The organism is Actinomadura rubrobrunea NBRC 15275, from assembly GCF_001552235.1.
Taxonomy (GTDB): domain Bacteria; phylum Actinomycetota; class Actinomycetes; order Streptosporangiales; family Streptosporangiaceae; genus Spirillospora; species Spirillospora viridilutea.
Window position 1 is genome coordinate 1 of record NZ_BCQU01000026.1, and the last position, 12,089, is coordinate 12,089.

The window sequence follows — 12,089 nt, forward strand, 5'->3', positions numbered from 1 at the left end:
TGCCCGGCGCGGAGGCGCGCCGCGCACGCGGAGCCCGGCCGACGGGCGTGCCGAACGTCAGCGGGCGCCGTCAGCGGGCGCCGTCAGCGAGCGCTGTCAGCGGGCGCCGTCGGCGGGCGCCAGGCGCGACAGCATCGGCGGCAGGTCGCCGTGGTGGACGACGGTCAGCCGCCGGGTCGCCCGGGTGATCGCCACGTACAGGTCCTGGCCGCCGCGCGGGGACTCGGCGAGGATGCCGGCCGGGTCCACCACGATCACCGCGTCGAACTCCAGGCCCTTGGCCTCCTCGCAGGTCAGCACGACCGCGGGGGAGTCCAGCGCCTCCGGCGTCGCCCCGGCCGGGGCGTCGGGGAGCGCCGCCCGGACCGCGGCGCGCCGCGCCGCCGAGGTGATCACGGCGAGCCGCCCGGCGGCGCCGTCGACGACCTCGTCGAGCTCGGCCCGCACCAGCGCTCCGAGCCGGTCCGGCAGCCGCGCGGCGGGCACGTGGACGGCGACCGGCGGCGGACCGTCGTCGCGCACCGCCCGCGGCGCGGTCTGCTCGGGCGCCACCGCCGCCAGCACGTCCTCGGCCACCCGCATGATCGCCGCCGGGGTGCGGTAGTTCACCAGCAGGCGCTGCTCGCGCCAGCCGCTCGAGACGTACCGGTCGAGCATCTGCCCCCACGACCGGGCGCCCGCCGGGCTGCCGGTCTGCGCGATGTCGCCCACCACCGTCAGCGACCGCGTCGGGACCTTGCGCATGACGGTCCGCCAGGCCATCTCCGACAGCTCCTGCGCCTCGTCCACGATCACGTGCCCGTACGTCCACGTCCGGTCGCCCGCCGCGCGCTCGGCGGTGGTGAGCGGCGGCCCGTCGTCGCGGTGGCGTTCGGCCAGCAGGCCCGCGTCCAGCCCCTCGACCTCCGTCAGCCCGGCGACCTGGAGCACCTCGCGGGCGTACCGCTCCTCCTCGGCGCGTTCGGCCTCCGCCGCCCGGGCGCGGGCCCGGCCCGCCCGGTCGTCCACGCCGAGCCGTTCGGCCGCCTCGTCCAGCAGCGGCACGTCGGAGACCGTCCACGGGGCGCCCGGCGGGCGCTCCAGCAGATCGCACTCGGCCTCGTCCAGGCCCGCCTCCGCGCCGACGCGGCGCAGCGCCTCGCGGTCGGCGTACAGGTCCTCCAGCAGGCGCTGCGGCGTCAGCTCCGGCCACAGCTCGTCGATCGCCGCGCGCACCGCGGGCTCGTGCCACAGCGCCTCTTTGGCCAGCCGCAGCTCGGTCTCGTCCAGCAGCGGCTCATCGGGGTTCTCTTCCATGAGCTCCTGGATCCAGTCGGGCAGGTCGCCCTCCCGCGCCATCTGCTCCAGGGGCTCGTCGGTCATGCGGGCGAACTGCTCGGCGCGGTCGCGCGCCAGCGCCTCCAGCATGTCGTGCACGAACAGGCGGCGCTGCACGTTGTGCGGGGCGCGCAGGGAGCGGGCGCGGTCGCGGGCGCGCCGGCACGCGTCGTGGCCGACGCGCAGCACCATCCCGTCCGACTCGACCTCCAGGTCCCCGTCGGGGACGCGCTGGCGGTCCCGCACCGCGGCCTCCACGAAGGCGACCATCCTCAGGCCGCCTTTGACCACGGCGACCTCGGGCTTGTCGACGGCCGTGGCGCGCACGCCGGGGAACAGCCCGCCGACCGTCGCGAGCACCACGTCCGTCTCGCCGAGCCCGGGCAGCACCTGCTCGATGTACCGCAGGAACGTGGCGTTCGGCCCCACCACCAGCACGCCCCGCCGCTCCAGCACGTCCCGGTACGTGTAGAGCAGGTACGCGGCGCGGTGCAGCGCGGCGACGGTCTTGCCGGTGCCGGGGCCGCCCTGGACCACCAGGACGCCCTGCAGACCCGACCGGATGACCTGGTCCTGCTCCTCCTGGATGGTGGCCACCACGTCGGCCATGCGCCCCGTGCGGCCGCGGCGCAGCGCGGCCAGCAGCGCCGCCTCGCCGACCAGGGCGCTCCGGTCGTCCTGGTCGAGACCGTCGAGGTCGAACACCTCGTCGTCGACGTCCACCACCGTGCGGCCGCGCAGGTGCAGGTGGCGGCGGCGGGCCACGGTGCCGGGCGAGCCCGGCGTCGCGGTGTAGAACGGGCGCGCCGCGGGCGCGCGCCAGTCGATCAGGAGCGGTTCGCGGTTCTCGTCGCGCAGGCCGATCCGGCCGATGTAGACCGTGCCGCCGGACCCGCCGTCGGCGTCCGGGCGGTGGTCGACGCGGCCGAAGCACAGGCCGCGTTCGACCGCGTTGAGCCTGGCCAGCCGGCGCGCCCGCTCCTCGGCCACGACGGTGCGCTCCACCCGCGCGGAGAAGGCGCTGCCGCCGCCCTCTCCGGGCCCGGACCGCAGCGCCACCTCGGCCGCGGCGCGCTCCTCGTCGAGCCGGGCGTACGCCCGCGACACGAACTCCTGCTCGGCCCGGACGGCGGCGCGCCGCGCGTCGTCGCCCGCCCCGTCCGGCGCAGCGCCGGGCCGAGGAGGGGTTGACACGGCTTGACGGATGCCCTCTTGACGGGTGCCCATGTGGCTGGTACACTCCTAATTGGTAGGTTGGGTGTTTTGTGAGCTGACGTAGGGCGCACCCTACCATCTTTTCGCGCGCGCGTCCGCGCCCCCCTTTTTTTTTCTGTCGTTCGGCGCTCGGCGTCTCGCGCCCGTTCTTGCCCGCCGACTGGACGGCTCGTTGCCGTCACCTTGTGTCAACAAGGAAATACATGGCGTTAAAGCGGGCATATTGCCTGGGAGCGGCCACCGGCCAGGCTCACGCTGCTTGACGTGCGTTCCGACGCGAACCGAAGGGCGTTCTCAGGGGAAGGCGGCAAGAGGGCCGCGAACGCGGCGTGGCGCTGCCGGGCCGTCCACGGCGGACGTGAAAAGATCGTTCCCGTTGGGCGGGCCGTCACTCCCGCACAACCCCCCGGCCATGAGCCTCGGTGAAGCTGTCCGCCGATCGATGTCGGACATCTCCCGAAAGGGCGCCACATGGCCGCTGCCGCGCATCTGCTCTACCGGAGATCCTTCCTCGTCACCACAGGTCTGGCCGTCGGCACCGCCGCCGTGCTGCCTGCGGGCGCCGGTACGGCGGACGCCGCCACGCGGCGCCGCGGCCGGACCCCGGCCGTCGATCCGTTCACCCTGGGCGTGGCCTCGGGCGACCCCGACCACGAAGGGTTCGTGCTGTGGACGCGGCTGGCCACCGAGCCGCTGGCCGAAGACGGTCTGGGCGGCATGCCCTCGGTCAGCTTCCCCGTGGAATGGCAGGTCGCCGCCGACCCGCGGTTCCGCAAGATCGTGCGGCGGGGCGTCGCCGAAGCGCGCCCCGAGTGGGCGCACAGCGTGCACGTCGAGCTGCGCGGCCTCAAGCCCGACCGCGACTACTGGTACCGCTTCCGCGTCGCCGGGTACGTCTCGCCGGTCGGCCGGACCCGCACCGCGCCGCACCCCGACACGTTCGGCCCCGCGCTCGCCATGGCGTTCGTGTCGTGCTCGCAGTACGAACACGGCTACTTCACGGCCTACAGGCGCCTGGCCGAGGAGCACCCCGACCTGGTCCTGCACCTCGGCGACTACCAGTACGAGTACAAGCCGGGCGTCTACACGATCCCCGACGGCAACGTCCGCGACCACGAGGGACCCGAGACCGTCACGCTGGCGAACTACCGGCAGCGGCACGCCCAGTACAAGTCCGACCCCGACCTGCAGGCCGCGCACGCCGCCGCGCCCTGGCTGGTCGTGTTCGACGACCACGAGGTCGAGAACAACTGGGCGGGCGACGTCCCCGAGGCGAAGACCGACACCCCCGACCCGGCCGAGTTCGCCGAGCGCCGCGCCGCGGCGTTCCGGGCCTACTACGAGAACATGCCGCTGCGCCGCGGCTCGGTGCCGCGCGGCCCGAACGTCCAGATCTACCGGCGCGTCCGGTGGGGCCGGCTGGCCACCTTCCACATGCTCGACACCCGGCAGTTCCGCGACGACCAGGCGTGCGGCGACGGCTACAGGGAGTGCTCCGCCGCGTCCGACCCGACCCGGTCGATCACCGGGGAGCGGCAGGAGAGGTGGCTGCTCGACGGGTTCCGCCGCTCCACCGCCCGGTGGGACATCATCGGCCAGCAGGTGTTCTTCGCCCAGCGCGACCGGGACGCCGGCCCGGCCAAGGTCACCAGCATGGACGCCTGGGACGGGTACACGGCCTCCCGCGACCGCATCACCAAGGGCTGGGTCGACGCCGGGGTGCGCAACCCGGTCGTGCTCACCGGCGACGTGCACGCCCACTGGGCCGGCGAGCTCAAGCTCAACTACGACGACCCCACGTCCCCGACGGTCGGGACCGAACTGGTCTGCACCTCGATCACCAGCGGCGGGGACGGCGCCGACTCCGACCCGGCCTCGCACCCGTTCCTGCAGATCAACCCGCACCTGAAGTTCTACAACAACCAGCGCGGCTACGTGCTGACGCGCATCGGCAAGAAGGAGATGCGCGCGGACTTCAAGACGCTGCCGACCGTCGGGAGCCGGGACGCGGAGGCGTCCACCAAGGCGACCTTCGTGATCGAGGACCGCGTGCCCGGGCTCAACCAGACCTACCTGCGCCCGTACGTCGACGGGCTGGAGTCGCGCGGCATGCGCGACCCGGGAGAGGAGACGGTGCGCAGCGAGACCCAGCGGCCCTAGCCCGCGGCGCCCCGCGGGCGCGCGGCGCTCACCCGCCGCCGCGCGGGGCGTCGGCCGGGCCGCTCAGGATGTTGTCGAGGTCGTAGGCGACGGGGACCTCCAGCTGCTCGTAGGTGCAGGACTCGGGGGCGCGGTCGGCGCGCCAGCGGCGGAAGCGGGCGGTGTGGCGGAAACGGTCGCCCTCCATCCCGTCGTAGGCGACCTCGACCACCAGCTCGGGACGCAGCGCCACCCACGACAGGTCCTTCTTGCCCGTCCAGCGGGAGACCGCGCCGGGCATGCGGTCGACCGTGGCCTCGGTCTGCCGGGCCCAGCCCTCCCACGGATGCCCGGCGAAGTCGGCCATCCGGTACGGCTCCAGCTCGTGGACGAGCTCGGCGCGCCGCTTCATCGAGAAGGCGGCCGACACGCCGACGTGCTGGAGCGCGCCGCGCTCGTTGTACAGGCCGAGCAGCAGCGACCCGACGATCGGCCCGGACTTGTGCCAGCGGAACCCCGCCACCACGCAGTCGGCGGTGCGCTCATGCTTGATCTTGAACATGACGCGCTTGTCGGGCCGGTAGGGCAGGCCGACCGGCTTGGCCACCACGCCGTCCAGCCCGGCGCCCTCGAACTCGTCGAACCAGCGCAGCGCCACCTCGTAGGAGTCGGACGCGGGCGTCACGTGGACGCGGGGCCCGACGCCGGCCAGGGCCTCCACCAGGCGCCGCCGCCGCTCGCCCAGCGGCGTCTCCAGCAGCGACTCGTCGCCCAGGGCCAGCAGGTCGAAGGCGACGTAGGAGGCGGGCATCCGCTCGGCCAGCAGGGCGATGCGCGAGGCGGCCGGGTGGATGCGCTGCTGCAGGGCGTCGAAGTCCAGCCGGGGGCCGCGGCGCATGACGATCTCGCCGTCCACCACGCAGCGCTCGGGCAGCTCCCGCCGCGCCGCCTCGACCAGCTCGGGGAAGTAGCGGGTCAGCGGCCGCTCGCCGCGGCTGGACAGCTCCACCTCGTCGCCGTCGCGGAACAGCACGCAGCGGAAGCCGTCCCACTTCGGCTCGTACAGCAGATCGCCTTTGGGCATGGTCTTCACGGCCTTGGCGAGCATCGGGGACAGCGGCGGGCTGATGGGCAGGTCCATCTCCCCATCGTGACCCTGACCTGTGACAAAACAGGGAAACGAATCGGAAAGCTTCGCGCCGACCTGACCGGTCAGGCGCCGTCTGCCGCCCGAGCCCGCCGCCGTGGTCGCCCCCGTGCTGTTCCTGCGCTACCGCTTGCGCACGTAACGCAGGAACAGGAAGTCCTCGTCGTCCTGGTAGGCCGCAGCCAGGCGCAGCCGCGGCGGGACCGGCAGCGCCGGGCCGTCGAGCAGGCGGACGGCGCCGCCCGACACCAGCATGGGGCTGACCGTCAGGCACAGCTCGTCGAGCAGCCCGGCCGCCACCACCTGCGCCAGCACCTGCGGGCCGCCCTCGCACAGCAGCCGCCGGTGCCCGCGCGCCGTCAGCTCGGCGACCGCGGCGGCGAAGTCGACGCCGTCCTCGCCCGCGACGATCACGTCGGCGCGTTCGGCGGCGGCGCGCACCCGGTCGGGCGGCGCGGTCCGCGTGGTCAGCACGATGGTGCGCGCCCGCGGGTGGGCGTCGGTGAAGACGGGGGCGTCCAGGTCGAGGTCGAGACTGCGCGACACGATCGCCAACGGCGGCACGGGGGGACGGTCGCCGCGCAGCTCCTCCCATTCGCCCGGCCGGGGGCGGACCGGCCCGTACCCCTCGACGCGCACCGTGCCCGCGCCGACGATCAGCACGTCGCACAGCCCGCGCAGCAGGGACAGCAGCCTGCGGTCGGTCTCGTTGCCCAGGCCCCCGGCGCGGCCGTCGCGGGCCGCCGCCCCGTCCACGCTGGCGATCATGTTGGCCCGCAGCCAGGGGCCGTCGGGCGGGTAGGCGTAGGCGTCGGCCAGGCGGACGGGGGCGTCGGCGGCGGCGAGCGGCCGCAGCGCCAGGCCGGCGTCGGTCGCCCGCTCCGCGTCGTTTCGAGCGGTCTCGTGCATAAGGGCGAGGCTACGCGCAGGCCCCGCGGCGGCCGCTCCGTCCCCGGGCGGTTTCCGCGCTCACCCGAGGCGGCGCAGGACGATCAGCGCGCGGCTCGACACGTCCAGCCGGTCGTGCGCCTTGACCGTCGGACGATCGGCGACCGCGCGCCAGTCGGCGGTGTCGAGCGTGAACTCCCACCGCTCCCCGTACACCGGGCCGGGCAGCGCGAACTCCACCGGCTCGGAATGCGCGTTGATCAGCAGGAGGAACGAGTCGTCGCGGACGCGGCGGCCCCGCGGGTCCGGCTCGGTGATGGCGTCGCCGTTGAGGAAGACCCCCAGCGACTTGGCGAACCCGACGGCCCAGTCGTCCTCGGTCATGGCGCCGCCCGACGGCGTCAGCCAGACGATGTCGGCGGGCGGTTCGGCCCCGGGGACCGCGCCCTGGAAGAACCGGCGCCGCCGGAACACCGGATGGTCGCGGCGCAGCCGCGACAGCGCGCGCACGAACTCCAGCAGGTCGTCCGCGCCGTCGGCCGTGTCCCAGGGCAGCCAGGTGAGCTCGTTGTCCTGGCAGTAGGCGTTGTTGTTCCCGAGCTGGGTGCGGCCCAGCTCGTCGCCGTGCGACAGCATCGGCACGCCCTGCGACAGGAACAGCGTGGCCAGGAAGTTGCGCCGCTGCCGGGCCCGCAGGTCCAGCACGCCGGGGTCGTCGGTGGGACCCTCGCGGCCGCAGTTCCACGACCGGTTGTCGTCGGTGCCGTCGCGGTTGTCCTCGCCGTTGGCGTCGTTGCGCTTGGCCTCGTAGGACACCAGGTCGGTCAGGGTGAAGCCGTCGTGGCAGGTCACGAAGTTGATCGAGGCGAACGGGCGGCGGGCGCTGTGCTCGTACAGGTCGCTGGAGCCGGTCAGCCGGGAGGCGAACTCCGGCAGCGTGGCGGGCCGGCCCCGCCAGAAGTCGCGGACGGTGTCGCGGTACTTGCCGTTCCACTCGGTCCACAGCGGCGGGAAGTTGCCGACCTGGTAGCCGCCCTCGCCCACGTCCCACGGCTCGGCGATCAGCTTGACCTGGGAGACCACCGGGTCCTGCTGGACCAGGTCGAAGAACGCCGCCAGCCGGTCCACGTCGTGCAGCTCGCGGGCCAGCGCCGACGCCAGGTCGAAGCGGAACCCGTCGACGTGCATCTCCGTCACCCAGTACCGCAGCGAGTCCATGACCAGCTGCAGGGCGTGCGGGCTGCGCACGTTCAGCGAGTTGCCGCAGCCGGTGTAGTCGAGGTGGTAGCGCTTGTCGTCGTCGCGCAGCCGGTAGTAGGCGGCGTTGTCGATGCCGCGGAACGACAGCGTCGGCCCCAGGTGGTCGCCCTCGGCGGTGTGGTTGTAGACCACGTCGAGGATCACCTCGACGCCCGCCTCGTGCAGCGTCCGCACCATCGCCTTGAACTCCGGCACCTGCTCGCCGGCCTGGCCGGAGGAGCTGTAGGCGTTGTGCGGCGCCAGGAACCCGATGGTGTTGTAGCCCCAGTAGTTGGTCAGGCCGCGCGCGACCAGGGCGTGCTCGGGGACGAACTGGTGCACCGGCATGAGCTCCACGGCGGTGACGCCGAGGCCCTTGAGATGGTCGATCATCACCGGATGCGCCAGGCCCGCGTACGTGCCGCGCTGCTCCGGCGGGATCTGCGGGTGCAGCCGCGTCAGACCCTTGACGTGGGCCTCGTAGATCAGCGTCTCGTGGTAGGGGATGCGCGGCGGGCGGTCGTCGGCCCAGTCGAAGAACGGGTTGATCACCACGTTCTTCGGCATGTACGGGGCGCTGTCGTCGTCGTTGACCGCGTCCGGGTCGGTGAACCGGTAGGAGAACAGCGACTCGTGCCAGCGCACCTCGCCCTCCACGGCCTTGCCGTACGGGTCGAGCAGCAGCTTGCCGGGGTTGCACCGGTGGCCGTGCTCGGGCTCGTACGGCCCGTGCACCCGGTAGCCGTAGCGCTGTCCGGGGCCCACGCCCGGCAGGTAGCCGTGCCAGACGAGGCCGTCCACCTCCGGCAGCGCGCACCGGGTCTCCCGCCCTTCGGCGTCGAACAGGCACAGCTCGACCCGGTGCGCGACCTCGGAGAAGAGCGCGAAGTTGGTGCCCGTGCCGTCCCACGTGGCTCCCAGGGGGTACGGAGTCCCCGGCCAGACCTCCTGCATGGCTCTCCGCTCCTTCCCCGTCGGGTACGCCGTCCCGGTCGTCATGACCGGGTGGTTTCATGCCCGAAAGCGCGGAGTGCAAGGCGGTTCGCCGCAGAACGCTCAGAGGCGGCGGGTCCAGACGCCGGGCGGGTGCTGGCGCGGGCTGAGCCACAGCCACGGCTGGGAGCGGCGGAACGGCAGGTCGGTGCCGGGCTGCCAGGGGAACAGGCCGTCCGGATTCGGCCACGCGACCTGCAGGATGGGCAGCGGGGAGCGCCGGTAGAAGGCCACCGCGCCGCCGAACATCGGCGTGTACCAGCCGGGGTCCACGGTCCGGAACGCGACGGGCAGGCCGCGCATCACGTCCGGGCGCCGCTCGCCGTCGGCCGGCGGGCGGCCCGCGGCGATCTGGCGGCCGAGCGTGTTGAGGCACTCCTCCATCTCGAACACGTCGCCGCCGAACATGCCGAGCTCGGGGGAGCGGTGGCTGTGCCACAGCCCGATCGTGTACGCCCAGCCCGGTCCCCGTTCGTCGGCCTCGACGAGCACCACGCTCCAGCCGTACTCGGTGATGTGCACGATCGTGCGCAGCGCGAAGGTGTCCAGGCGGTCGCGATCACCGTAGTCGTGGCAGAGGATGCAGCGGCAGGGGGGCGGCCCGGCGGACATGAAGATCAGCTTACGGGCGCCCGGCGCCGGGGGCTCCCGGCGCCGGGCGGGCGCCGCCGGTCCGGCCTACATCGGCCGGGCGCGCTCGATGATCGCGCCGAGGTCGAGGCCGGGGGGAAGGGTGCCGAAGGCCGCGCCCCAGTCGCCGTCCAGGCGGGTGGCGCAGAAGGCGTCGGCGACGGCGGGGTGCCCGTGCCGGACCAGCAGGGACGCCTGCAGGACGAGGGCGAGGCGCTCGACGACGCGGCGGGCGCGCAGTTCGATCGTGGCGGCGTCGGCCAGGGCGTCCTTGACCTGCTTGACGGCCGTGTCCAGCCGGGCGTCGGCGCCGGCGGCCCGGTCGACCTCGGCGAAGAACGCCTCCACCGACTGCGGCTCCTTGGCCATGGCGCGCAGCACGTCCAGGGCCGCGACGTTGCCCGAGCCCTCCCAGATGGAGTTGAGGGGGGACTCGCGGAACAGGCGCGGCATGCCCGACTCCTCGACGTAGCCGTTGCCGCCCAGGCATTCCAGGGCCTCGGCGGCGTGCGCGGGCCAGCGCTTGCACACCCAGTACTTGCCGACGGCCAGGGCCAGGCGCTTGAACGCCGTCTCGGCGGCGTCGCCGCGGACGGAGCGGTCGGCGGCCCCGGCCAGGCGCAGCATGAGCACCGTGGCGGCCTCGGACTCCACGGCCAGGTCGGCCAGCACGTTGCGCATCAGCGGCTGGTCGATCAGGGCGCGGCCGAACGCCGCGCGGTGGGCCGCGTGGTGGACGGCCGTGACCGTGCCGTGCCGCATGCCCGCGGCGGCCCCGATCAGGCAGTCCAGCCGGGTCATGTTGACCATCTCGATGATCGTGCGCACCCCGCGGCCGCCCTCGCCGACCTGCCAGCCCAGCGCGCCGTCGTACTCGATCTCCGCGGAGGCGTTGGAGCGGTTGCCGAGCTTGTCCTTCAGCCGCATCAGCCGCATCGGGTTGAGCGTCCCGTCCGGCAGGACGCGCGGCACCAGGTAGCAGGTCAGGCCGTCCGGCCCCTGCGCGAGGGTGAGGAACACGTCGCACATGGGGGCGCTGGTGAACCACTTGTGCCCGGTCAGCCGGAACGCGCCGTCCGGTCCGGGCTCGGCGCGGGTGGTGTTGGCGCGCACGTCCGAGCCGCCCTGCTTCTCCGTCATGGACATGCCCGCCAGCAGGCCGCTCTTGGTGAGCGGGGGACGCAGGCCGAAGTCGTACTCGCGGGCGGCCAGCAGCGGCTCGTACGCGGCCGCCAGCTCGGGGCTGTGGCGCAGCGCGGGCACCGCCGCGTAGGTCATGCTGATCGGGCAGCCGTGCCCGGCGTCCACCCGCCACACGTAGAACCCGGCGGCCCGCGCCACGTGCGCGCCGGGCCGGTCGTCGGCCCAGGGCGCGGCGTGCAGCCCGTAGGTCACCGCCGTGCGCATCAGCTCGTGCCAGGCCGGGTGGAACTCCACCTCGTCGACGCGGTGGCCGTACCGGTCGTGGGTGCGCAGGACGGGCGGGTACTCGTTGGCCAGCCGGCCCCACTCCTGCGCCCGCTCGGTGCCCGCCAGCCGGCCCAGCTCGTGGAGCCGCTCGGCCGCCCATCCGGCGCCCTCGCGCTCCAGCCCCTCCAGGAGGGCCGGGTCGTCGGCCACGTCGTAGTCGACGAGCGGGGGGACCTGGTTGAACACCTCGTGGGTCGGGGGCATCGCACACCGCCTTTCGCCGTGCCGTCCCCAGTACGTTACCGAATCGAGTTCGGAGGAAGTGCGGAGGAGGTGTCGACCGGGGTCATCCTCAGGGCGGGGCAAATCTCGTCCGGGCGGTGGAGGGGGCGGCGGTCCACGTCACGTAACGTCTGACTCATGGCCGACTCCACCCCGCAGCAGGGCTCGCGTCCGGCGACGCCGCGCCCGCAGCAGAAGGGAGCACCGCCGGCGCGCGTGTCGGACGCCGAGCGCGAGGCCGCCGTCGAGCGGCTGCGCGTCGCCTCCGTGGAGGGCCGGCTGACCTTCGCGGAGCTCGCCGAGCGCACCGAGAAGGCGTATCTGGCCGCCACCCGCGCCGACCTGGAGGAGATCGTCGCGGACCTGCCCGCGATGGGCGCGCCCGGGGCCGAGCCGGCGCCGCCCGCGCCGCGCCGCTTCGGGGCGTTCCTCGGCGACTGCGACGAGCGGATCTCCGGCCGCATCAGCTCCGAGCTGGAGGCCCACGCGGTGTTGGGCGACGTCTCGCTCGACCTGCGCGGCGCGCAGGTCCCCACGAGCGAGGTGCGCGTGTGCGCCACGGCCGTGCTGGGGGACGTGCGGATCATCGTGCCGGACGGCGTGCGGGTGGACCTGACCGGCTACGCGATCCTGGGCGACCGCAGGGTCGCGGTGCGGCAGGTGGCGCCGGACCTCCAGGTGCCCGTCGTGCGGGTGCGGGCGCAGGCCGTGCTCGGCGACATCAACGTCGTGGACGACGAGCATTACGCCCCGGTGCGCCGGGCCGTGGCCTCCTGGTGGCAGGAGCGCCGCGCCCGGCGGCACGGCGACGGCGACTAGTGGACGACCA

8 protein-coding genes are annotated in these 12,089 nt (G+C 74.0%); 2 read left to right on the plus strand and 6 right to left on the minus strand.

Annotation, left to right across the window (positions count from 1 at the left end; genetic code table 11):
* Nucleotides 1–96 precede the first annotated feature (96 nt).
* Nucleotides 97–2,511 carry a HelD family protein gene (locus tag AR3_RS10635; protein WP_227023037.1) on the minus strand — a complete coding sequence of 805 codons (2,415 nt, stop codon included), beginning with the start codon at nt 2,509–2,511 and terminating at the stop codon, nt 97–99.
* A gap of 492 nt (nt 2,512–3,003) precedes the next feature.
* Here AR3_RS10635 and AR3_RS10640 point away from each other — a divergent pair, with 492 nt between their 5' ends.
* Complete coding sequence (locus AR3_RS10640; RefSeq protein WP_067912362.1) at nt 3,004–4,692, plus strand: alkaline phosphatase D family protein; 1,689 nt, start codon at nt 3,004–3,006, stop codon at nt 4,690–4,692.
* A 28-nt stretch (nt 4,693–4,720) separates the two neighbouring features.
* Here AR3_RS10640 and AR3_RS10645 read toward each other — a convergent pair whose 3' ends face one another.
* The 5 genes from AR3_RS10645 to AR3_RS10665 form a co-directional block, all read right to left on the minus strand.
* Complete coding sequence (locus tag AR3_RS10645) at nt 4,721–5,812, minus strand: ATP-dependent DNA ligase (protein WP_067912365.1); 1,092 nt, start codon at nt 5,810–5,812, stop codon at nt 4,721–4,723.
* A gap of 129 nt (nt 5,813–5,941) precedes the next feature.
* Nucleotides 5,942–6,727 (minus strand): pyrimidine reductase family protein, encoded by a 786-nt coding sequence (locus AR3_RS10650; RefSeq protein ID WP_067912368.1) that lies wholly within the window; start codon nt 6,725–6,727, stop codon nt 5,942–5,944.
* Nucleotides 6,728–6,787: 60 nt separating this feature from the next.
* Nucleotides 6,788–8,899 (minus strand): glycogen debranching protein GlgX, encoded by a 2,112-nt coding sequence (gene glgX, locus AR3_RS10655; protein WP_083951268.1) that lies wholly within the window; start codon nt 8,897–8,899, stop codon nt 6,788–6,790.
* Nucleotides 8,900–9,001: 102 nt separating this feature from the next.
* The gene (locus tag AR3_RS10660; RefSeq protein ID WP_067912376.1) at nt 9,002–9,550 is read right to left on the minus strand and encodes a DUF4262 domain-containing protein; all 549 of its coding nucleotides are present in this window, start codon (nt 9,548–9,550) and stop codon (nt 9,002–9,004) included.
* A gap of 66 nt (nt 9,551–9,616) precedes the next feature.
* A complete protein-coding gene (locus AR3_RS10665; protein ID WP_067912379.1) occupies nt 9,617–11,242 on the minus strand; it encodes an acyl-CoA dehydrogenase family protein in 1,626 nt (541 codons plus the stop codon).
* Nucleotides 11,243–11,398: 156 nt separating this feature from the next.
* Between AR3_RS10665 and AR3_RS10670 the strand changes: the two genes are divergently transcribed.
* Nucleotides 11,399–12,079 (plus strand): DUF1707 SHOCT-like domain-containing protein, encoded by a 681-nt coding sequence (locus tag AR3_RS10670; RefSeq protein ID WP_083951270.1) that lies wholly within the window; start codon nt 11,399–11,401, stop codon nt 12,077–12,079.
* The last annotated feature ends 10 nt before the right edge of the window (nt 12,080–12,089 follow it).